General features: G+C 72.5%; 19 protein-coding genes. 7 read left to right on the top strand and 12 right to left on the bottom strand.

Going from position 1 to position 22460, the window contains the following annotated elements; translation table 11 throughout:
• Nucleotides 1–42: 42 nt before the first annotated feature.
• Entirely contained in the window at nt 43–2130 is a 2088-nt protein-coding gene (locus tag ACFFGY_RS14035) for a PHA/PHB synthase family protein (RefSeq protein ID WP_456316169.1), read from the bottom strand.
• 557 nt (nt 2131–2687) lie between these two features.
• Here ACFFGY_RS14035 and ACFFGY_RS14040 point away from each other — a divergent pair.
• The 7 genes from ACFFGY_RS14040 to ACFFGY_RS14070 all read left to right on the top strand — a co-directional run bounded on the left by ACFFGY_RS14040 (nt 2688) and on the right by ACFFGY_RS14070 (nt 10551).
• A complete protein-coding gene (locus ACFFGY_RS14040; RefSeq protein WP_377045122.1) occupies nt 2688–3212 on the top strand; it encodes a hypothetical protein in 525 nt (174 codons plus the stop codon).
• 225 nt (nt 3213–3437) lie between these two features.
• Nucleotides 3438–4661 carry an LL-diaminopimelate aminotransferase gene (locus tag ACFFGY_RS14045; RefSeq protein ID WP_377045123.1) on the top strand — a complete coding sequence of 408 codons (1224 nt, stop codon included), beginning with the start codon at nt 3438–3440 and terminating at the stop codon, nt 4659–4661.
• Nucleotides 4658–5950, top strand: a complete 1293-nt coding sequence (locus ACFFGY_RS14050) for a homoserine dehydrogenase (protein WP_377045124.1) — start codon at nt 4658–4660, stop codon at nt 5948–5950. The genes ACFFGY_RS14045 and ACFFGY_RS14050 overlap by 4 nt, the downstream gene beginning before the upstream one ends.
• 11 nt (nt 5951–5961) lie before the next feature.
• Entirely contained in the window at nt 5962–6954 is a 993-nt protein-coding gene (gene glpX, locus ACFFGY_RS14055; protein ID WP_377045125.1) for a class II fructose-bisphosphatase, read from the top strand.
• A 169-nt stretch (nt 6955–7123) separates the two neighbouring features.
• Nucleotides 7124–8809, top strand: a complete 1686-nt coding sequence (recJ, locus tag ACFFGY_RS14060) for a single-stranded-DNA-specific exonuclease RecJ (RefSeq protein ID WP_377045241.1) — start codon at nt 7124–7126, stop codon at nt 8807–8809.
• 183 nt (nt 8810–8992) lie between these two features.
• Complete coding sequence (locus ACFFGY_RS14065; RefSeq protein WP_377045126.1) at nt 8993–9517, top strand: VOC family protein; 525 nt, start codon at nt 8993–8995, stop codon at nt 9515–9517.
• Nucleotides 9518–9783: 266 nt separating this feature from the next.
• Nucleotides 9784–10551, top strand: a complete 768-nt coding sequence (locus ACFFGY_RS14070; protein WP_377045127.1) for an SDR family NAD(P)-dependent oxidoreductase — start codon at nt 9784–9786, stop codon at nt 10549–10551.
• Nucleotides 10552–10706: 155 nt separating this feature from the next.
• Here ACFFGY_RS14070 and mdoH read toward each other — a convergent pair whose 3' ends face one another.
• Genes mdoH through ACFFGY_RS14125 form a run of 11 tightly spaced genes read right to left on the bottom strand, consistent with a single transcriptional unit; the run spans nt 10707 to nt 22460 of the window.
• Nucleotides 10707–12440 (bottom strand): glucans biosynthesis glucosyltransferase MdoH, encoded by a 1734-nt coding sequence (gene mdoH / locus ACFFGY_RS14075; protein ID WP_377045128.1) that lies wholly within the window; start codon nt 12438–12440, stop codon nt 10707–10709.
• Nucleotides 12437–13438 carry a UDP-glucose 4-epimerase GalE gene (gene galE / locus ACFFGY_RS14080; RefSeq protein ID WP_377045129.1) on the bottom strand — a complete coding sequence of 334 codons (1002 nt, stop codon included), beginning with the start codon at nt 13436–13438 and terminating at the stop codon, nt 12437–12439. The genes mdoH and galE overlap by 4 nt, the downstream gene beginning before the upstream one ends.
• On the bottom strand, nt 13435–14148 hold the full coding sequence (locus tag ACFFGY_RS14085) for a uracil-DNA glycosylase (protein WP_377045130.1): 714 nt from the start codon (nt 14146–14148) through the stop codon (nt 13435–13437). Before ACFFGY_RS14085 ends, galE begins: the two co-directional genes overlap by 4 nt.
• Nucleotides 14145–14912 carry a PIG-L deacetylase family protein gene (locus ACFFGY_RS14090; RefSeq protein WP_377045131.1) on the bottom strand — a complete coding sequence of 256 codons (768 nt, stop codon included), beginning with the start codon at nt 14910–14912 and terminating at the stop codon, nt 14145–14147. The genes ACFFGY_RS14085 and ACFFGY_RS14090 overlap by 4 nt, the downstream gene beginning before the upstream one ends.
• A gap of 3 nt (nt 14913–14915) precedes the next feature.
• Nucleotides 14916–16142, bottom strand: a complete 1227-nt coding sequence (locus tag ACFFGY_RS14095) for a glycosyltransferase family 4 protein (RefSeq protein ID WP_377045132.1) — start codon at nt 16140–16142, stop codon at nt 14916–14918.
• Nucleotides 16139–16975 (bottom strand): sugar phosphate isomerase/epimerase family protein, encoded by an 837-nt coding sequence (locus ACFFGY_RS14100; protein WP_377045133.1) that lies wholly within the window; start codon nt 16973–16975, stop codon nt 16139–16141. Before ACFFGY_RS14100 ends, ACFFGY_RS14095 begins: the two co-directional genes overlap by 4 nt.
• A complete protein-coding gene (locus ACFFGY_RS14105) occupies nt 16972–18447 on the bottom strand; it encodes a YcaO-like family protein (protein WP_377045134.1) in 1476 nt (491 codons plus the stop codon). Before ACFFGY_RS14105 ends, ACFFGY_RS14100 begins: the two co-directional genes overlap by 4 nt.
• A gap of 2 nt (nt 18448–18449) precedes the next feature.
• Nucleotides 18450–19379, bottom strand: a complete 930-nt coding sequence (locus tag ACFFGY_RS14110; RefSeq protein WP_377045135.1) for an MBL fold metallo-hydrolase — start codon at nt 19377–19379, stop codon at nt 18450–18452.
• Nucleotides 19370–20386 carry a Gfo/Idh/MocA family protein gene (locus tag ACFFGY_RS14115; RefSeq protein ID WP_377045136.1) on the bottom strand — a complete coding sequence of 339 codons (1017 nt, stop codon included), beginning with the start codon at nt 20384–20386 and terminating at the stop codon, nt 19370–19372. The genes ACFFGY_RS14110 and ACFFGY_RS14115 overlap by 10 nt, the downstream gene beginning before the upstream one ends.
• Nucleotides 20386–21543, bottom strand: coding sequence for a class I SAM-dependent methyltransferase (locus ACFFGY_RS14120; RefSeq protein WP_377045137.1), 1158 nt, complete (start codon nt 21541–21543; stop codon nt 20386–20388). Before ACFFGY_RS14120 ends, ACFFGY_RS14115 begins: the two co-directional genes overlap by 1 nt.
• Entirely contained in the window at nt 21540–22460 is a 921-nt protein-coding gene (locus ACFFGY_RS14125; protein WP_377045138.1) for an HD domain-containing protein, read from the bottom strand. The genes ACFFGY_RS14120 and ACFFGY_RS14125 overlap by 4 nt, the downstream gene beginning before the upstream one ends.

Genomic DNA, 22460 nt, shown 5'->3' on the forward strand with positions numbered 1-22460 from the left:
AGCCGGAACGGCGGCGCGGAGGCCTCGCCATCCCCGACCGGCTCAGTCGCCCGCCATCACCCGCACGTAGTCGCCCGGCGCGTCCGCCAGCGCCGGCAGCTTGCCGCTTCCGGGCACGCGCGCCGGCACCTGCCTGCGGTCCTGCGCCGACACCCAGCGCTGCCAGTCGGGCCACCAGGATCCGGCCAGCTCCGTGGCGCCCTCCAGCCAGGTGTCGGGGGAGGGGTCGAGCGTCTCGTTGACCCAGTGGCTGTACTTGCCGCTCTCGGGCGGGTTCACCACGCCGGCAATATGGCCCGAGGCCGCCAGCACGAAGCGCGTCTGCCCGCCGAAGATCTGCGTCGCGCGATAAGCGCTGCGCCAGGGCGCGATATGGTCCTCGCGCGTGGACAGCAGGTAGCTCGGCACCTCGATCTTGCGCAGGTTCAGCGCCACGCCGTCCAGCGTGATGGCGCCCGGCTTCACCAGGTCGTTCTGCTGGTACATCCGACGCAGGTAGAAGGAGTGCATCCGCGCCGGCATGCGCGTGCTGTCGTCGTTCCAGTAGAGCAGGTCGAAGGGGAAGGGTTCCTGCCCCAGCAGGTAGTTCTGCACCACGAAGCTCCAGATGAGGTCGTTGGCGCGCAGCATGTTGAAGGTGTTGGCCATCTCGCTGCCGGGCAGGTAGCCGCGCTCGCTCATCTTGGTTTCGAGCGTCTGCAGTTGCCCCTCGTCGATAAACACGCCGAGCTCGCCCGCTTCCTCGAAATCCACCATCGTCGTCAGGAAGGTCGCGCTCTTGACCCGGGTGTCGTTCTTCGCGGCCATGTGCGCCAGCGTGGCGGCCAGCAGCGTGCCGCCCAGGCAGTAGCCGACCGCGTTCACCTCCCGCTCCCCGGTGGCCTGCTCGATGGCGTCCAGCGCGGCGTAGGGCCCCTCGCGCATGTAGTCGTCGAAGCCCTTCTCGGCCAGCGACTCGTCCGGGTTCACCCAGGAACACACGAACACCGTGTGCCCCTGCGACACCGCCCAGCGGATAAAGGAGTTCTTGGGCTTGAGGTCGAGCACGTAGAACTTGTTGATCCAGGGCGGCAGGATCAGCAGCGGCCGCTTCAGCACCTTGTCGGTGGTGGGCGCGTACTGGATCAGCTCCATCAGGTCGTTGCGGAACACCACCTTGCCCGGCGTCACCGCGATGTTCTTGCCGATGGTGAACTTGGTGCGGTCAACCATGGAGATGCGCAGGTTGCCCTTGCCGCGCTCCAGGTCGGCCAGGAGGTTGCTCAAACCCTTGAGCAGGTTCTCGCCGCCCGTCTCGGCGGTGCGGCGCAGCACCTCCGGGTTGGTCATCACGAAGTTCGTCGGGCTCATCGCGTCCACGAACTGCCGCGTGTAGAAGTCGACCTTCTGCGCCGCCTTCGGATCGTCCTTGCTTTCGGCGCCGCGCACCACGTTCTGCAGGTAGCGCGACGACAGCAGGTAGCTCTGCTTGATGAAGTCGAAGATCTCGTTGTCGCGCCAGGCCTCGTCCTTGAAGCGCTTGTCCTTCGCGTCCTCGGCGATCACCGGCGCCACCTGCTCGCCCATCATCCGCCGCGCGGTGTTGCCCCACAGCGTCAGGTAGTCGCCCCAGAAGCCGACCTGCGCCTGCATCAGCTGCGCCGGGTTCTGCATCAGCCGCGCCGTCATCTCGGCGAAGGCGCCGCCGATGTTGAAGGGATCGAGCACGCCGCCGCGCGCGCCGGTGCCGGGCTGCTGGCGCACCCCGTCCTCCTGCCGGCGCAGGAACTCGCTCACCAGCCGCTGCGAGCGTTCCGCCACGTCGGCCATGGTGCGGCTCACCAGTTCCGGATCGGGCAGGCGGAAGCCCGCCTCCGCCGCGCCGCGCGGGGAAACCGGCGTGCGCGTGGTGGCCTGCGCGCGCGGAGCCGCCGCGCCGCGCCGCGGGGCGCTGCCGCCGGGGAAACCCTTCTCGCCGGCGCCCAGGCCGCCGGCGGCCGCTTCGCGGGCCACCTCCACCGGGCGGGCTGCCGTCGCCGCGGTCTGATCCCGCGACGTGTCGCCATTGCGCGGCGTATCGCCACCGTCCGCGACGCGGCTTTCCGCGCCCCGGTCAGCCGCGACCCGGTCAGCCGCGCCCGGTTCGTTCATGTCCGGCTCGTTCTTATCCGGCTGGGCGGCGCTCGGCCGGGCCGTGCCGTGCACCTTCGTGCCTGCTTTCGTGTCCTGGCCCTTCGCACCCGGCTGCGCGGCGCGCGCCTGCTTCCTGCCGGCGTCGCCCATGCCCGGGTCGTTCGCGGGCTGGGCATGCACCTGCTCCTTCGCGCCCACGGTCCGGACGGCCCCCGGCGCGCGGCGGCCCGGTCTCGCGGCGGGCTTGCGGCCCTTGGCGTCCCCGTTCCCGGAGTCCTGGCCCTTGGCGTTCCCGCCCGTCGGTTCCTGGCTCATGGCGTGTTTTTGCCTCCGGCGCTTCCCCGCCCGTGGACGCTCACCCGCGCGACGGGCGACCGCGCGGGAAGGGCACGATGGCGCGGCCGCTTCACGCCCTGCCCGAACTGCGGCAAACCGCACCGGTGCGGGAACAGGCGAGCGAGATGGTCCACAGGCAGGTCAAACCTAGGCGTCCCCAGGTGCCGGAACAAGCGCGCCCTTGGCCGCGCGCCGCAGATGCGCGGCCGCTTCTGCTCCGGCCCATGCTGCCCCGGCCCATGCTGCCCCGACCCGCGCTTCGCATCGCGGCGCTGGTGCTGCTGCCGGTGCTCGCGGGCTGCGCCACCTCGTCGGGCGAGGGGCCGCTGCAGTTCTACCGGCAGGTCACCGCCAAGCCCTTCGAGGGACGCGAATCCCCGCCCGGCGAGAACGACGGCTACCGCAACCTCAGCACCATTCCCGTGCGGCCCACGCGCGGCGAGGCTTCGGTGCGGGAAGAGCTGACCACCTCGCTCGCCGCCAACCGCGCCGCGGTGGACCAGCCGATCACCCCGGGCGCGCCGGTGCCGGCGGCACCCGCGACCGAGGGCGCCTCGATCATCCCGGCGGCACCCCCGCCGCCGCCACGCCTGGCCGCGGCGCCGCCGATTGGCCCGGCCCCCACCAATGCCGAGCTTCGCGCCGGAACGCCCGATCCCGGCAGCGCCCCGGCCGCCCCGCCGGCCGAGCTGACCGCGCCGGCGCCGCCGTCGCCCGACCTCCTGGCGCCCGCCGCCCCGCCGCCGCCGCGCATCGCGCCCTGACGCCCGGGCGCTGCACCCGCGCGCCGCGGCCCCATCCGGCCCAGCGTTGCGGGCGGCCGCGCGGGAAACGGCCGGCCGGGCGCGCTCCCGTCCCGCACCCGTTTCCTGCTCGCCGTTCCCGCACCCCCTTTTCCCGCACCGGCACCCTCGCGTCGCGCGACCGCTGCGGCTACCCTGCATCCCCCTTTGCAACCCCTGCGCCGTCCCGACAGAGCACCCCACGCCATGAGCGACGACTTCCACCGCATCCGCCGCCTGCCGCCCTACGTCTTCGCCGAGGTGAACGGCGCCAAGGCCCGGGCGCGCGCGGCCGCGGAGGACATCGTGGACCTCGGCATGGGCAACCCGGACAGCCCGACGCCGCCGCACATCGTGGCCAAGCTGGTGGAAGCGGTGCAGGACCCGCGCTCGCACCGCTACTCGGCGTCCCGCGGCATCCCCGGTCTGCGCAAGGCGCTGGCGAATTATTACGCCCGCCGCTTCAACGTCGAGCTCGATCCGGAGACCGAGGTCGTGGCCACGCTGGGCTCCAAGGAGGGCCTGGCGAACCTGGCGCAGGCGATCACCTCGCCCGGCGACACCATCATGGTGCCCAACCCGAGCTACCCGATCCATCAGTTCGGCTTCATCATCGCCGGCGCGTCAGTTCGCTCCATCCCGCACACGCCGGATGAGGAAATGCTGCGCGCCATCGACCGCGCCGTGCGCCATTCGGTGCCCACGCCCACCGCGCTGATCGTGAACTTCCCGTCCAACCCGACGGCGCTGCTGGCGGACCTCGATTTTTATCGTGAGATCGTGGCGATGGCGAAGCAGCACGGCTTCTACGTGCTCTCCGACCTCGCCTATGCCGAGCTGTATTTCGGCGACAAGGTCCCGCCCTCGATCCTGGAGGTGCCGGGCGCCCGGGACGTGGCGGTGGAGTTCACCTCCATGAGCAAGACCTACAACATGCCCGGCTGGCGCATGGGCTTCGCCGCCGGCAACCGCAAGCTGATCGCGGCGCTGACCCGGGTGAAGAGCTACCTCGACTACGGCGCCTTCACGCCGATCCAGGTCGCCGCCACCGCCGCGCTGAACGGCCCGCAGGACTGCGTGGCCGAGATGCGCACCCTGTACCGCGAGCGCCGGGACCTGCTGGTGAAGGGCCTCAAGTTGGCCGGCTGGGACGTGCCCACGCCCGAGGGCTCGATGTTCGTTTGGGCGCCGATCCCGGAGCGTTTCGCGCAGCTGGGTTCGGTCGAGTTCTCCAAGTTGCTGCTGGCCAAGGCCAAGGTCGCGGTGGCACCCGGCATCGGCTTCGGCGAGTACGGCGACACCCACGTCCGCATCGCCACCGTCGAGAACGCGCACCGCATCCGGCAGGCGCTGCGCGGCATCCGCTCCTTCCTCGCCACCGATAATGGCGGTCCGTCCTCCGAGACCGCGCCGGAGCTCGTTCGCGCTTGACCCGTCCCCTCGCAGTCGGCCTCGCCGGCCTCGGCACCGTCGGTGCCGGCACGCTGGAACTTCTCCGCAAGAATGCCGAGCTGATCGCGGCCCGCGCCGGCCGCGCCGTCACCGTCACCGCCGTGGCGGCGCGCGACCGCACCCGTGACCGCGGCCTGTCGATCGAAGGGCTGCGCTGGTACGACGACGCCACCGCGCTGGCCAACGACCCGGCCGTGGACGTGGTGGTGGAAGCGATCGGCGGCTCCGAAGGCACGGCGCGCGCCACCGTCGAGGCCGCGCTGGCCGCCGGCAAGCCCGTGGTCACCGCCAACAAGGCGCTGCTCGCGGTGCACGGCGCCGCACTCGCCCGCACCGCCGAGGCCAAGCGCGTGCCGCTCGCCTTCGAGGCCGCGGTGGCCGGCGGCATCCCCGTGATCAAGGCGCTGCGCGAGGGCCTGGCCGCCAACCGCTTCACCCAGGTCACCGGCATCCTCAACGGCACCTGCAACTACATCCTCTCCACCATGCGCGACCGCGGGCGGGAGTTCACCGAGGCGCTGGGTGAGGCGCAGAAGCTGGGCTACGCCGAAGCGGACCCGAGCTTCGACGTCGACGGCATCGACGCCGCGCACAAGCTGGCGATCCTGGCGGCCCTCGCCTTCGGCCGTCCGGTGGATTTCTCGGCCGTGCATGTCGAGGGCATCCGCAACGTTTCCGCCCTCGATATCAAGCTGGCCGAGGACCTCGGCTACCGCATCAAGCTGCTGGGCATGGCGCGCTGGACCGAGGCCGGGATCGAGACGCGCGTGCACCCCTGCATGGTGCCGGCCGACTACCCGCTCGCCCGCGTGGACGGCGTGTTCAACGCCGTGGTGGCGGAAGGCGACTTCGTGGGCCGCGTCGTGCTGGAGGGCAGGGGCGCCGGCGCCGGTCCGACCGCCTCGGCCGTGGTGGCGGACCTGATCGACATCGCGCGCGAACGCCACACCCCGGTCTGGGGCGCGGGGCTGGCCGACCTGTCGCCCGTGCCCTCCATCCCGATGGAGAACCGCGCCGGCGCCTATTACCTGCGCCTGATGGTGGTGGACCGCCCCGGCGTGATCGCCGACGTCACCGCCGCGCTGCGCGACGCCGGGATCAGCCTGGAATCCATGCTCCAGCGCGGCCGCGCGCCGGGCGAGGCGGTGCCGGTGGTGCTCACCACCCACGACAGCACCGAGCGCAACATCCGCGCCGCCATCCGCCGCATCGAATCGCTCGACACCGTGGTCGAGGCGCCCGCCCTGATCCGCATCGAAACCTTCTGAGGAACCGCCGCATGTCCGAGATCAAGCGCAATCCCATTCCCGTCGACCGCAACCTGGCGATGGAGCTGGTGCGCGTCACCGAGGCCGCGGCGCTCGCCTGTTCCTCCTGGATCGGCCGCGGCGACAAGAACTCCGCCGACGGCGCCGCGGTGGACGCCATGCGCCGCGCCTTCGACACCGTCGCCATCTCCGGCACCGTGGTGATCGGTGAGGGCGAAATGGACGAGGCGCCGATGCTCTACATCGGCGAAACCGTCGGCTCCGGCGGCCCGAAGGTGGACATCGCCGTGGACCCGCTGGAAGGCACCAACATCTGCGCCACCGGCGGGCCGAACAGCATCGCGACGCTGGCGGTGGCCGAGCATGGCGGCTTCCTCCACGCGCCCGACATCTACATGGACAAGCTGGCGGTCGGCCCCGACCTGCCCGCCGGCGTGGTGGACCTTGACGCCAGCCCCGCCGAGAACCTGCGTGAACTCGCGCGCGCCAAGAAGGTCGAGATCAACGACCTCGTGGTCTGCACCCTCGACCGTCCCCGCCATGCCGAGATCATCGCGGCCTGCCGCGCGGCCGGTGCGCGCATCATGCTGCTGCCCGACGGCGACGTGGCGGGCGTGGTGGCCTGCGCCCAGCCGGAGTCCGGCGTGGACATGTATATCGGCTCCGGCGGCGCGCCCGAGGGCGTGCTGGCGGCCGCCGCGCTGCGCTGCATCGGCGGCCAGATGCAGGGCCGCCTCCTGTATGAGGACGAAGGGCAGATCGAGCGCGCCCGCGCCATGGGCATCACCGATCCGAACAAGAAGTTCGCCGTGGACGAGATGGCCAAGGGCGAGGTGATGTTCGCCGCCACCGGCGTGACCTCGGGCGCCTTCCTGCGCGGCGTTCGCCGCACCAAGCTCGGCGCCATCACGCATTCCATCGTCATGCGCTCCAAGACCGGCACCGTCCGCTACGTCGAGGGCCATCACAACCTGACCCGCAAGCCCGGCAAGTTCTTTGGCTGATCACCCGGCGCTTTCCGGAACAGCCCTCGCCGGGACGGCGCCGGACAGCGGGTTGCCCGGCGCGGCCTCCCCAGCCGCTCCGCCGGCGGCGGGCGGCACCGTGCTCGGCGTCGACCGCAGCGTCACCGGCCGCCGCTGGCTGTGGCGCGGCGGCGACGAGCGCACCGGCATGGCCATCGCGCAGCGGCTGAACCTGTCCGAGATCGTCGGTCGGATGCTGGCCGCGCGCGGCGTCGGGCCGGAGCGCGCGGCCGAGTTCCTCGACCCGACGCTGCGGGCCACCATGCCCGACCCCTCCACCCTGCGCGACATGGACGCCGCCGCCGCGCGCCTGGCCGAGGCTGTGCGCCGCGGCGAGAGGGTGGCGGTCTACGGCGACTACGACGTGGACGGCGCCTGTTCCGGCGCGCTGGCGGTGCTGGTGCTGCGCGACCTGGGCGTGGAGGTGGCGCACTACATCCCCGACCGCGTGCTGGAAGGCTACGGCCCCAACCCCGCCGCCATCGCGCGCCTGTGCGACGAGGGCGCGGCGCTGATCATCTGCGTGGACTGCGGCATCGCGGCGCATGACGCGCTGGCGGTGGCGCAGGGCCGCGCCGACGTGGTGATCCTCGACCACCACAAGTCCGAAGGCCCGCCGCCCGCGGTGGTGGCGGCGGTGAACCCCAACCGCCTCGATTGCACCTCCGGGCTCGGCTACCTTTGCGCCGCCGCGGTGGTGTTCCTGGCCGCCGTCGCCCTCCATCGCGACCTGCGCCGCACCGGCTTCTTCGCCCATCGCGACGAGCCGCGCCTGCTGCGTCACCTCGACCTCGTGGCGCTGGCCACCGTGTGCGACGTGATGCCGCTGATCGGCCTGAACCGCGCGCTGGTGGCGCAGGGCCTCAAGGTCATGTCGCGGCGCGAGCGCCCCGGCATCGCCGCGCTGCTGGAAGTCGGCGCCGTCAAGGACGCGCCCACCGCGCATACGCTGGGCTTCGTGCTGGGCCCGCGCATCAACGCTTCAGGCCGCATCGGCGAACCGGACCTCGCGCTGCGGCTGCTGGCCGGCGACGACCCGATCGAAGCGCGCGCCATTGCCGAGCGCCTCGACCAGACCAACCGCCGCCGGCAGGAGGTCGAGGCCGAAGTCCTCCAGCGCGCCTTCGCCGATGCCCAGGCGCAGGCCGAGTCCGGCCTGCCGGTGATCCTAGTGACCGGCGAGGGCTGGCACCCCGGCGTCGTCGGCATCGTGGCGGGCCGGGTCAAGGAACGCTTCAACCGCCCCGCCCTGGTGGCCGCCGTGGCCGAAGGCGTGGCACGCGGCTCCGGCCGCTCCGTCGCCGGGGTGGACCTCGGCGCCGCGGTGATCGCCGCGCGGCAGTCAGGCCTGTTCCTGACCGGCGGTGGCCACGCCATGGCCGCCGGCTTCTCGTTTCCGCTGGAACGCCTCGAGGAGGTCCGCCGCTTCCTTGAGGAACGCCTGGGCCACGCCAACGCGCTGCCCACCGCCGCCGACCTACCGATCGAGGGAACGCTGACGGTTGCCGCCGCCACCACCGGCTTCGCGGGTGAGGTCGGGCGCCTGGCTCCCTTCGGCGCCGGCAACGAGGAACCGGTCTTCGCCCTGCGCCGCGCCCGCATCGTGCGCGCCGACCGCGTGGGCAAGGAGGGCGCCACTGTGCGCGCCTTCCTGGAGGGCGAGGACGGCGCGCGCCTCAAGGCCGTGTGCTTCCGCGCCAAGGACGGGCCGCTGGCGCAGCTGCTGCTGGGCGCCAACGGCTCGGCCGTGCATCTCTGCGGGCTGCTGCGGGCCGAAAGCTGGAACGGCACGGTGACGAGCTGCCTTCACGTGCTGGACGGCGCCCCGGCCTGACGGCGCCGCGGCAGCCGGCGCCCTGGCCCACGGTGCGCCGACCCAGAATGCGCCAGCTCTCGGGGGGCGCCCGACTGGGAACACCCCGGCGGCGCGGCACCTGATGGCGTTCATTCACCGTGCGGGATGGCGGCAGCGGGGCGCGGCGCCCTAGGGTTCGGTCCTGAAGCAGGAGCCGCCCCCATGTCCGACCGCGTTTCACCCTCCGAAGCTGTCGTCGTCACGCCGGTGCATCCCGGCACCCGCATCGGCCACGTTCACCTGAAGGTCGCCGATCTCGACCGGGCGCTGGGCTTCTACCGCGACGTGCTGGGCTTCGCGCTGACCCAGCGCTACGGCACGCAGGCGGCTTTCCTGTCGGCCGGCGGCTACCACCATCACATCGGCCTCAACACCTGGGAGAGCTTGGGCGGCCGCCCGCCGGCGCCCGGCACCACCGGGCTGTTCCACACCGCCATCCTCTATCCCACCCGCGCCGCCCTGGCCGACGCGCTGCGCCGCCTTCGCCGCGCCGGAATCCCGCTCGACGGCGCCTCGGACCACGGCGTCAGCGAGGCGCTTTACCTGCGCGACCCGGACCAGAACGGCGTGGAACTCTACTGGGACCGGGCAGAGAATGAGTGGCCGCACGGTCCGGACGGCAAGCTCGCGATGTTCACCCGCCGCCTCGACCTCGAAGACCTGCTGCGCGAACCGCCGCTGGCCTGAACGGCACCACGGGCCGCCCGCGAGCGCCGGGCGATGCTACCGTCGCGGCCTCGCCGACATTGCTCAGCTGAGAAAACGATGAAGGATAGTTCGCCAACCTGTTGAACAGCGTGGAAAGCGTCAGCGCTGAAAGGACCGCTCCACCCGCAGCCGGTTCCGTCTGCCGGATCAAGAGCGCATCCGGCGCCTGTTCAGCTGATGCCGATCCAGTGGCCCGAGCGTTGGTGGGGTGGACCCCCGTCCCAGCAGCCCAGGGAAACGCCACCATGAAGCTCCAGAACCGCATCGCCATCGTCACCGGCGCGGATTCCGGCATCGGTCAGGCCATCGCGACGCTCTTCGCCCAGGAGGGCGCGGATGTCTGCATCGCCTTCCACACCGACCAGGCGGGCGCCGAGGAGACCCGCCGCCGCGTCGAGGCCGCCGGCCGCCGCGCCGTGGTCTTCCAGGGCGATGTCGGCGACCCGGCCGCGGTGAAGGCCATGTTCACCAAGGCCGCGGAGCTCGGCACCGTGGACCTGCTGGTCAACAACGCCGGCAAGGGCATGGGCGGCGTGCCCGTGGCCGAGATGGAGGACGAGCTGATGGAGCGCGTCCTGCGCACCAACCTGATGGGCCCGCTCTTCTGCTGCCGCGAGTTCATCCGCCTGCGCAAGCAGCACGGCGGCAAGGGCCGCATCGTGACGATCAGCTCGGTTGCCCAGCACCTGCCCACCGACGAGAGCGCCCCCTACGGCATGAGCAAGGCCGGCGTCGGCTCGCTCACCCGCTCGCTGTCGGTCGAGCTCGCGCCCATGAAGATCAACGTCAACAACATCGCCCCCGGCCTGATCGAGACCCCCATGACGGAGGAGCGCGTTCAGGACCCGCAGAAGCTCGAGGAAGCGCTGAAGGAAATCCCCTGGGGCCGTGTCGGCCAGCCGGAGGAAATCGCGGGCCTCGCCCTGTTCCTGGCTTCCGACGCGGCGGACTACGTCACCGGCCAGACCTTCGTGATGGATGGCGGCCTGACGATGAACTGGGGCGGCGCCTGAGCAGGAAGGTCTGCGCCAGGAGGCCAGACGAAGGGCCGCTCCAGGCAAGGGGTGTCCAAGCAGGACGGGGCCGGGGGCAGCTCGGTAAAACGGGACCCGGCCACTGACCCTGCCTGGAGCCGGAACGGCGCGGGGAACACCCCCGCGCCCAGGCGTCAGGCGCGCACCTTTTCCCGGCTCTCGGCCAATCCGCCGGTCGGGAACCGCGTGTCGGACACGACCGAGGTCACCACCGCGAAGGGCACCGCCAGGATCAGCCCGCCGATGAAGGGCAGGGCGGCCAGCAGCGGAAACAGCCCGGCCGAGGCGAACAGCGCCGCCATCACCAGCCCGCACAGCGTGTGCGGCCAGAAATAGCCCACCGCCTCCGACCATTCGAGGTCCCGCTCCAGCCGCTCCTGCCCCGGCCAGCCGCGCCCGCCGCCGAGCAGCAGGCGCCCCAGCACCACCACGCGGTCGAAGCCCGCCACCGGCTCGAACAGGGTGGTGAACAGGAGCTCCGCCAGCATCGGCCCGCGCGTCACGCCGGGACCCGGCCGCAGGATGGCCTGCGCGTAGCCCGCGAACTTCGCCAGCTGCGGCAGGCCCCAGAGCAGCACGAGCAGCAGCAGCAACCAGGGGCGCGGCGTTCCGGCCGCACCGCCCGTCGCGGCGTTGATCGCGGCCAGCGGCATCAGCGCGAAGGAGAAGGGGATCAGCAGGTAGTAAGCCACCGCCTGCGCCATCTGGAAGCGCCCCAGCGTCGACAGGCGCCGCTCGCGCAGCAGCCCCATCCACTGCATGTTGCCCGCCGCCCAGCGCAGCTCCCGCTTCAGGTAGGCCATGGCGTGCGGCGGATGCGCTTCCAGCGAGCCCTCGTCCTCCGGCAGGACGCGCACGGCCCAGCCCGCGCCCTGCAGCGTCGCGGCCTCCACGTAGTCGTGGCTCAGGATCGGCGTGCCGTCGGCCATGGCCGGCAGGCGGCAATGCGCGCGGAACGGGGCGATGCGCACCAGCGCGTTGTGCCCCCAGTAGGGGCCCTGGTCGTCCTGCCACCAGGCCTGGCCATACACCCAGATGCGGCCGCCGTGCCGGGCGCCGAAGCCGGTCAGCCGGCCGAAGCTCGCCCGCGCCGGGGCGCCGGCGATGTTGGACTGCAGGATGGCGCAGCGCTCGTCGGCCTCGGCCACCCGCACCATGCGCAGCACCGTCGCGGCCGACATCTCGGAATCCGCATCCAGCACCATCATGAAGTCGAAGTCCCGGGCGTGGTTGTCCAGGAACTCCATGACGTTGCCGGCCTTGTAGCCCTCGTTGCTCAGGCGTCGGCGGTACAGCACGGCGCCGGGCCGGTGGGCCGCGGCCAGCACACGCATCGCGCGCTCCTCCTCGGCCGCGTTCTCCGGCCGCGCCGTGTCCGACAGCACGCCGATGCTGAAGGCAGCGCCGTGGCCCGAAGCCTCCAGCGCCCGCAGCAGCCTCTCCACCGGCGGCAGGACCTCGCTCATCGGCTCGTCGCGGACGCAGATCGCCAGCAGCGTCCGCGTGCGGATCGGCGCCTCCGGCTGCAAACCGCGCAGCGCCGGCAGCACCGCCGCTGCCGGATCGCGCGCGAACAGCGCGATCGCGCCGCCGATCAGCCCCGTGGCCACCGACAGGCCGAACCACGGCAGCTGAACCACCGCGCAGACGAGGATCAGGACTTCCCAGGCGCTCCATCCGCCCGGCGCCAGGACGCGCACCACCAACGCCAGCATCGCCAGCGCGCTCAGCACCGTCAGGGCCAGCAGCAGCGCCCGACGGCGCCGCAGCACCGCCGGCGGCACGGCGCGCGGCCCACGGGGCACGGTGCCCGTGGCGGAATGCCGGTCCACGCGCGTGATGGCGCCGAAATCCGGAAGCGCGCTCACGCCACGTTCTCCAGGCGCTCCGCCTGCATCCGGCGTTCCCAGGCGAGGGCCGAGGACACGATGCCATCCAGCCCCTCCAGCCTCGGCTGCCAGCCCAGCAGCGTGCGGATACGCTCCGCCCGCGCCACCAGGGCCGGGGCGTCGCCCGCCCGGCGCGCGAGGTTGCGCACCGGCAGCGCGCGCCCGCTGACGCGCTCCACCGCCCGCAGCACCTCGAGCACGGAATGGCCGGTGCCGTAGCCGCAGTTCAGCAACAGGCTGTCGCCGCCCCGCTGGAGGTGCCGGAGGGCGGCCACATGCGCCTCGGCCAGGTCGGACACGTGGATGAAGTCGCGTACCCCCGTGCCGTCGGGCGTGGCGTAGTCGGTGCCGAAAACCTGGACCTCGGCGCGCTGCCCCACCGCCACCTCGCAGGCGACCTTGAGGAGATGGGTCGCCCGCGCCGTGCGCTGCCCCGCGCGTCCCGCCGGGTCGGCGCCCGCCACGTTGAAGTAGCGCAGCACCACGCTGCGTAAGGCCAGCGGCCCGGCCGCGTCGGCCACCAGCCGCTCCGCCGCCGCCTTGCTGGCGCCGTAGGGGTTGATCGGGCAGGGCGGCACGTCCTCGTCCACCAGCCCCGAGTCCGGCATGCCGTAGACCGCGGCGGTGGAGGAGAAGACCAGCTGCCCGACGCCCGCCGCCTCGCAGGCCCGCAGCACCGAGAGCGTGCCGCCGAGGTTGTTTTCCCAGTACAGCAGCGGCTGCTCCAGGCTTTCCGGCACCACCAGCGAGCCCGCGAAGTGCAGCACCGCCGTGGCGCCATGCCGGCGCAGCGCGTCGGTCACCAGCGCGGTGTCGCGCACCGAGCCTTCCACCAGCGGCACGCCTTCGGGCACGGCTTCCCGGAAGCCGGCGGACAGGTTGTCCAGCACAACGACCTCGAAGCCCGCATCGCGCAAGGCCAGCACGGCGTGGCTGCCGATGTAGCCGGCGCCGCCCGTGACCAGAACCGTGGTCAAACCTTTATCTCCCGCACAGCCGGAACCCCTTCACGCGCCAGGATCGCGGCGGCCTCGCTGAGGGTCGCCAGGATGCGTGCCGGAACCTCCGGGCTGGTGCAGACAATCGTAGGGCTCGGATGTGGCATCTCCATGACCGTCACGCCGCTCAGTGCCTCATGGCATGCGGCTGCCGCCGACCTCGCGACGCGGCCCGCCAGCACCACCACCCGCAGCGCCGGCAGGAGGCGCAGCAGCGGTGGCAGCAGCGCCACGCCCGCCCGCACCTCGGCAGCCTTGGGCGAGCGGTTCAGCGCCCCGGGCGCGTGGATCACGAAGGGGATCGTGTTCCAGATCAGCGTGTCCTCGCGACGGAGGCCCGCCGCCACGGTGAAGCGGCGCAGGTTGCGCGCGGTCGGCGTGGCATTGTCGCGCGACACGAAATTCGTCCGGCCGATCGCCGGGCCTGGCGTTTCCAGCAGGATCAGCACCCGCGCCGCGACGCCGCCGTCCAACGGGTCCGCATCCGGCACGGCCATGCCGGTGTCCCGCCGCAGCCGCCGCGACAGCGCCGCCAGGGCGCGCATATGCGGCTCCCGCAGCAGCAGGCGGCGCCGTTCCACCTCGGCCGGGTTGGCAAGGGCCGCCGGCGTGGCGATGCCGCGCGCGGTGCCACCCGATGTCGCGGCGGGGCCGCCGGCACCGGTTTCCGCCGCCGGCTGCGCGTTCACCGCGCCCCGTCCGGCGAGGCTCCGCCAACCCCCGGCCAGGCCTTCGCCAGGTCGCGCTCGACCCGGAACCGTTCCACGGTGCCGGCCTCCGCCAGCGCCCGCTCCAGCCCCGCCGCCCCGCCGAACTGGAAGCCCAGCTGCGTGGCGTAGGCCGCGCAGGCCGCGAGCCTCGGCGCCGGGTCGATGGCGACGGCCTGCTCCGGCAGCGCCTCCATCCGCACGGCGAAAGGCCGGGCGGGGTGGCTGTGGGGCCGCGCGGCATAGGGCCAGTCCGTCCACCACAGCACCGGCGCCGACGGGTGCGATTGGTCGATCGCCCGCACCACCTGGACGTGGTCGACGTGCCCACCCACCGCCTGCGGCGCCAGGATCATCGCCGGCTGCCAGCGCGCCACGGCCTTCCGCAGCGCCTCCGCCACCGGGGCGTCGATGCGGTCATCCTCCCGCACATTGGCGAAAAGCTCCGGCGCGCTGCGGTATCCCCGGTGCGGCGCTTCCCGGAACGGCAGCCATTCCGCCCGGGCGCCCAACGCGGCGCAGGCTCGCGCATCCTCCGCCCGCCGCAGCGCCATGTAGTCGACCTCGGGCGACAGGCCCTTGTCCAGCTGGCAGGCCAGCGCGAAGCCTGTGGGGTCGGCGACGCTGCCGGTGAACACCGTCAGCACAACCACCTCCCACCCTTCGGCCGCGAGGCGCGCCAGCGTGCCGCCCGCCGAGAACACGGCGTCGTCCAGGTGCGGCGAGATGGCGAGAACGGTGGGCATGCGTCAGAGCAGGTGCGGCGTCGCCCGGAAGCGGCAAGTCGGGTCCACCGGCAGCACCGGGTCGAAGCCGAGGCTGGGCTTCTGTCCCGCGACCTCGGCGTAAACACCCATGATCTGCCGCCCCACCGCCGTCCAGGAATAGGTGTCACGGCATTCCCGCAGCGCCGCCGCCGCCAGCCGCCGCCGCAATGGCCCGTCGGTGATGATCCGCCGCAGGTTGCTGGCCAGCGCAGGGATGTCGCCCGGCTGCGACAGCAACCCGTTCTCGCCATCGCGGAGGCAGTCCACCACGCCCACGGCGTAGCACGACACCGAGGGCAGCCCGCTCGCCATGGCTTCCAGGATCGTGTTGCTGAACCCCTCGGCATAGGTCGGCGACACGAAGACGTCCGCCTCGCGGTAGAGCGCCGGCGCCGCATGGTAATCGGCGTAGCCGGGGAAGGCGACCTCCAGCCCCAGCGCCGCGGCCTTCTCGCGCGACGGGTCGAAATCCGGCCCGATGCCGGAGATCGTGGCGGCGAAAGGCGTGCCCTCGTCGCGCAGAATCGCCAGCGCGTCGAGGAAGTCGAGCGCGCCTTTCCGCCGGTCCACCCGCCCGTGGTACAGCAGCCGCACCGGCTCCGCCGCATCGCCCGGCTCGCGCTCCGGCGCCGGGGTGAAGCGGCGCACATCCACCGCGCCCGGCACGATGGTGAAGCTGTCGCGCGCCACGCCGAGACGTTCCACCACCTCCTGCGCGAAGCTCTCGCAGCCGATCAGCACCGCGTTGGCATGGTCGATCACGTCCACCATGGCGCGCCGGTGCGTCTCGCAACACGAGCCCACCCAATGCCCGTCTCCGCCCTGGATCGACACGACGGTCGGAATGCCGAGTTCGCGCGCCGCCAGCAGCACCGCCCAGCCGTTCGGATAGCCGTACTGCGCGTGCAGGAGGTCGAAGGGCTCGCGACGATGCTCCGCCAGGATGGTGTCCACCATGTCCTGCACGTCGCGCTCGAAGTCGCCGCCGTTTTCCTCACCGAGCGAGCGCCGGCCGAGTACCCGCACGCCCTCCACCGGCGGCGGGTCGCCGCCGCCGTAGACCTTGGTGCCCGCCGCGTCGCCGCGGAACTGGCTCACCATGGTCACGTCGTGGCCCGCCGCCACCAACTCGCGCAGGAGGTTCTCGGCATAAACGCTCATGCCGCTGATCGCCGGCCAGAAGCGGCGGGAGCAGAACAGGACCCTCATGCCGCCAGCCCCTCTTCGGCGTCCCGCAGCGCGGCGAGCGAGCGTGGCACCATCACGTCCGCCCGGTGGCTCTCGCGCGAAAGCTCCACGCAGATCAGGCCGCGGAAGTCGATCTCGCGCAACGCGGCGAGGCACTCCGCCACCGGCATGTCGCCCTCGCCGAAGGGCAGGTGTGTGTGGTCGCCGCGCCGCATGTCCTCGATGGTGACCGTGCCCAGCACGTCGCGGAACTCTCGCACCGCGGCGGGCGGCTCGCGCTCCTCCGTCACCAGCAGGTGGCCGAGGTCCAGCGCCAGCTTGAGCCCGGGCAGGCTTTTGCGCATGCCGTTCCAGTCATCCACGGTTTCGCACAGCATCCCGGGCTCCGGCTCCAGCGCCGCCACCACGCCACGTTTTTCGGCGTATTCCAGGACCTGCGCCACGCCCTCGATCAGCCAGGCCTGCGCCTGCACCACGTCCACGCCGGGCTTCGGCACGCCGGCCCAGAAGGACACCGCCTCGCTGCCCAGCATCGCCGCGATATCCACCGCGCGCTGAAGGAAAGCCACCCGGCGTTCCCGCCCCGTGGCGGACACGAAGGTCGGCTCGTGCTTGGCCCGTGGGTCGAGCAGGAAGCGCGCGCCCGTCTCGATCACGCTGCCCAAACCCCGCGCGGAAAGATCGCGCGCCAGCGCCTCGGTTCGCTGCTCCCAGCCCTCCTCCATCGGGTCGAGGAAGCCGTGGTCCAGCGTCAGCGCCACGCCGTCGAAGCCGCTGTCGGCGATCAGCGCCACGGCGTGGTCGATGCGGTGGTTCGCGGTGCCGTTGGTGTTGAAGGCGTAGCGCAAGCTCATGCCCCGCGCTCCCGCCGCTGCCGCAGACGCATCTGGGCGGAAAAGGTGCCGGGCTCCCGATAGAGCGGGTAAAGGTCGCCCACGATCCGGTCCGCCAGCGCCGCGTCGAACCAGGCCGGGCCGCCACAGCGCTCCTCGTCGGCGGGGCGCAGCATCACGCGCTTCGCACCCTCGCGCGGCGCACCGAGGATCAGCGGATCGTCGCGCTCGCGCAGCCGCCGCACGCCGCGCCAGCCGATGCGGTGGTACGACATGGTTTCCATCTCGATCCCCGGCACGACCGCGCGCACCACCTTCACCGGCCCGTCGGGCGGCGACAGGTCCACCATGATCAGATCCAGCCCCTCATCCGCAAGGCGCCCCTGCAGGAGGTTCAGCCGGTCGGTGCTGTTCGCGATCGCCGCGGGCTCCACCGTCGGCAGGTCGGTGAAGCGCACGCGCCGCCGCTCACTGAACACGCTGTTGGACAGCCGCTGCTTCAGCCAGGCGGCGTCCTGCGCCACCCAATCGGTCATCGCCTCCAGCGCGCGGTTCTCTTCTTCCTCGACCATGGCAACCGCCATCTGCCGGTCGGCATAGCCGCGCGGCATCACGCTGCGCAGCAGCTCGATCGGCCCGTGCGTCGCCGCCTTGCGGGCGCGCGATCCGGCGAATTCCAGCAGCGCCTTGCGCAGCGCGCGCTCCCGGTCGGGGTGGGAGGCCTCGCCGCAGGCCGTGACCTGGATCGGGCAGACAGGCTGCCCGCGATCATCGCCCACCACGTAGAGGTCAGGGATGCCCATGTCCGCCGAGGCCAGCTTGACGGTGACGTTGATGCCATCCGCCCGCAGCCGCTCCATCAGCGCCACGACCTGCCGGTCCTGGATGCCTTCCGGGTCGACCACCACGCCCTGGTCCAGTGCGCGGAAGCTCACCACGTTTCCGTCGCGCTGCGTCAGCTCCATGATGCCGTGCGCCAGCGCATGCGCATGGTCGAAGCCCGCGCCCAGACCGTTGGTGATCGGCGTGATCAGCCGCGGCGCCTCGCCGAGCTGATAAGGGTAGGCCGCCACCCATTCCCGCGGCACCCAGACGGACTCGTCGCTGGGATACCGCCGCCCCTCGACCCAGCGCAGCGGCAGCTCATCCGTGTAGTCGCTCCCCGCCGAAAGGCAGAGCGTCATCGGGTCCACCACGCCGCGCCGGCCGTGCTGGCGTACCATCTCGCCGTAGGAACCCGTCACCGCCGGGATGCGCGCCACCGCCTTGCCGGCATGGACCTCCTCGCAGAGCTCCCCCAGCGCGCCGACCTCGGCCTCGATCGGCTCGAAGCCGTAGCCGTAGCCGGTGGTCGCCGGCTCATCGGGCAGCAGCAGGTTGGCCTGCGACACGGGGATGCCGGTGCGGTCCAGCGCGTCGATGCGGAAGACGCTGATCTCGCTTTCGGCCGGCAGGCTTTCGCGAAAGGCCACCGCCACGTCTTCGAGGCTCATGCTCACAGGCCCATCTCCGTCGCACCGGCTTCCGTCGCACCTGTTGCCGTACCAGCGCCCACGGCACCGGCCGCAGCGCCGCCCGTCGCCCCGGCCGCATCCGCCCGCAGCGTCGCCATCGGCACGCGACGCACCTCGGGCACCGGCACCACCTGCGCGTCGAGCGCCCGCACCGCCATCTCCGTGGTGATGCCCGGCGCGTACTCGAAGGGCGTGCAGATCGTGTCGAAGCGCAGTGCCCCAATCACGTCGCGGTACTTCTCCACCTCGCGCCGGGTGAGCGGGATGTCCTTGTGGAAGGCCTTGTGCGACGACACCGCCAGGTTGTTGCCGGCCGCGTCCTGGTCGACCTTGAAGGCGTCGCCGCAGAACAGGATGCCGCGCGTCGCGTCGTGCAGCACCGACTGCCCTTCGTAGTGCCCGCCGACATGGTGCAGCGTCACGCCCGGCCGCAGCTCCAGCACGTCGTCATAGGGGTAGTTCACCCGCATGGCCTTGGTCATGCGCAGGTCCTCGCGCTGGATCGCCAGGAAATCGGGCTCGAACACGTCCTGCAACTGCCACAGCGCGCCGTAGCCGTGGCAATGCGAGCCCGACAGGTAGCGGATGCCGCCCAGCCGGCGGATCTCATCCCGCATCGGCGCGGTGTAGTAGGGCGCCGCCTCGAACGCGACGTTGCCGTCCTCGTGCAGCAGGAGCCAGCCGATCCCGTCCAGCCCGAAGCGCGGCGCCGTCCGGAAGGCGATCAGCCCGCGCCCGAGATCGCGCCAGGAACCGGTGAGGTGCGCCGCCACGCGCCCCTCGTCCCAGAAGTCCCAGCCATCCTCCGGCAGGTCGTTGCGCGTGTCGGTGCAGACGGGGCAGTCGGGCGGCGTGGCGAAGTACTTCTGCCAGAACCCGCAATTCCCGCAGGCATAGGGCTTCAACGGCATCGTGGGTCACTCGCGTAGGCTTGGTGGAGGAGGCGCATCGTGGCGATGTCACGCGCGCCGCTGAAATCATGCGGAGCCCCGCGCGCCGCGGCCGCGAAGGCGGCCATCTGCCGCGCGAAGGGCGAAACATCCTGGTCGCCGAAGGGCAGGGCGGCCACGACACCGGCCGCATCGGTATGAGTCAGCGTGCCGCCGGCGGTCTGGCCCATGGTGTTCTCGGCCACCACCTGACCGCGGCTGCCCAAAACCTCCAGCCGCCGGCGGGGCAGGGCGTCCGGGCAGTTGTAGCTGTTGTGCTGCTGCAAGAGCACGCCCGACGCCGTGCGCCCAAGGATCACGGCACCGTCGTCCACGGCGTAGTCCTGCACCCGCCGCTGCGTCATCGCCACGACCTCCACGACCGGCTCCTCCAGCAGGAACTGCGTGAGGTCCAACCCATGCGGCGCCAGGTCCATCAGCGCCCCGCCGCCCGCCTGCGCCGCATCCGCCCGCCAGTTCCCGTGCCCGGGCAGGGAAGTCCATTCCCGCCCCAGCCAGCAGCAATAGGCGATCCGCACCGCCGTCACCGTGCCGATCAGCCCGCCCCGGATCGCCTCGCGCAGCGCAACATGTGCCGGATGGTGCCGCTGGTCGAACGCGGTGCCGTAGAGCACGCCGGCACGCTCGACGGCCGCCGCCATCGCCTCGGCATCCGTGAGCGTGGCGGCCATCGGCTTCTCGCACAGCACCGGCACGCCCGCCGCCGCGGCCGCTTCCACCGCCGCGCGGTGGAGGTGGTTCGGGGTGGCGACGTAGATCGCCTCCACCGCCGGATCGCGCAGCAGGGCGTCCAGCGTCGGGTGCGCCGTGGCGCCCATCTCCCCCGCCAGCCGCTGCGCCTCGGCATCCGGGTCGAACACCGCCGCCAGCCGCCCGCCCGAGGCCAGGAGCCCCGGCACGGCGTAGTCGCGCGCCACCCAGCCGAAGCCCACCACGCCCCAGCCGAAAGGCCTGTCGCCGTCCGCCATCACCAGCGGTCCGGCAGATGCAGCATCTCGCGACGGAGCGCCCGGGTCCGCGTCGCCGAGTCCATCACCCCGCGCTCCGGCGCGTCGGAGTGCTGCGGATAGGTCGCCCGCGGCCCGTACTCGGTCTCGTAGCGCTCCGAGGGCCAGCGCACCGTGCCGTCCTCGCCGTAGAGCGGGTTGCGCCGCAGCGCCGCGCCCCCGGCCGGCAGGGCGATCCCGCCCGTGACCGCCTGCGCCGGGCCGACACCCGGCCCTTCCGCCAGCGAGAAGGCTTCCACCCCGCCCAGCGAGGCCACCGGCGCGCCGACCGGCGCCCGTTCCTCCGCCAGCGCCCGCGTCAGCTCGGCATCGTCGTAGACCGTGGCCTGGGGGAACAGCGCCGCCACGTCCCCAGCCTGCATGGCCGAGCCCGCCGACATGTTGGGCCAGTCGCGGTTGTGGATATGCGACACCGCCAGCACGCCGCCCGGCGCGCGCAGCGCCCGCAGCCGATGGAGGATCTCGCGCTTCGGCTCCAGGAAATAGAAGGCGTCGTGGCAGCACACGAGGTCGATGCTGCCCGCCGCGATCGGCCAGGGCTTTCCGGCGTCGAAGCACACGAGCTCCGCCTCCGGCGCCACCCATTGCCGCGCCACCCAGAGCTTGGCGAAGACCACGTCGCCGCCGCTGGCCCGCACGCCCTGCTCGCCGAGCGCGCGCAGGTGGTGCCCGATGCCGCAGGCGAGCTCGAAGGCCGTGGCCGGCCCCGCCCAGTGCGCCCGCACCAGCGCCAGGCCCGCCAGGAAGGTCGGGTCGCTCCAACGATGCGCGAAATAGGTCGCGACCGGCCCCCAGCTCAGCAGCGCCATGGCATCGCGCAGCGTCAGCGTGTCAGCCTCACGCACCAGTCGCCGCAGTGCCTCGGGCTCGGCCGTGGGGCCGCGCCACCAGTCGTCCTGATCCGCCAACAGGACCACCAGCGCGCCTTCGCGGTCGCCGGCATCCAGCCGCTCGATCGCCGAAGCCGCCAGCGCCTCGCGCCCCAGGCGCAGGAAGGCGATGCCGTCCACCAGCGGCCAGCGCGTCTCGCCATCGGTCAGCGAGTGCGGCGTGTCCTGAGTCAGCACCCGGCCGGTCGCCGGCGAGAGCAGCCCCGTCGCGGCAGCACCGCCGCTCACAACAGGCCCGTTTCGCGCAGAACCACGTCCTGGAAGTCCTTCACCGCACCTTCGTGCACCAGTGCCATGTCGTGCAGCACGTAGTGCATCGTGGTCTGCCCGGCCCGCAGGTGCTGCGCGATCTGCAGCACCCGGTCCAGCGTGTCGGCGGCGTGAAAGGTCTTGCTGTCACCGCTCTCGGCATCGGGCAGGATCCGCCGCGCCACCACCACCGCGTCGCGCAGCGGCCCCGGCAGTTCCTCCAGCGCGATCTCCGTCGCCCGCGCGAAGACGGGTTCCAGCCGGTCGCCCAGCAGAACCTCACCGGTGAAGCCGCTGTCGGGCAGCAGGGCGTTGTGCAGGTGGTGCGCCATCGAGGCCAGGAACACCGTGGCCGGGTCGGCACCGTAGCGAGGCGCCAGCACCACGCCGTAGACCGCAACGATCAGGCAGTGCTCGGCATGGTTTTCCGGCGGCTCCAGCAGCAGGCGCGGCTTGCCGGGGCAGGTCACGCCCGCCCGCGGCTGTTCCGCCAGCTGCCCAACGAAGCGCGGCAGCGCCACCTGCGGCGCCGGCGCCGCTTCCAGCCCTGCCTGCAGCAGCGCCCGCAGTTCCGGCGGGAACTCGGCCGAAACCTCCTCCACCGCCCGCCGCCGCACCGCCAGGATCTCCGCCGCCGTCATCCCGGCAGCCCCGAGCGCCGCGGCGTCGAGGTCGCCCAGGCGCGCCGCCGCCAGCGCGTCGGCCACGGTGGCGCGCATCGCGGCCTCGGTGGTCTCGCCCGCCACCAGCCGGGCCCAGCCCGCCTGAAACAGCCGCGTGGCGATGGAACCCTCGCGCCCGGCAGAGCGGACGCGCTTGAGCTCGCCCAGCTCCTCCAGCAGCGGCCGCAGGGCAGGGGTCAGGGTCGTCGCGTGACCCGCCGCGCTCGCCTCCAC

This window comes from Roseomonas elaeocarpi (assembly GCF_042433915.1).
GTDB lineage: Bacteria > Pseudomonadota > Alphaproteobacteria > Acetobacterales > Acetobacteraceae > Roseomonas > Roseomonas elaeocarpi.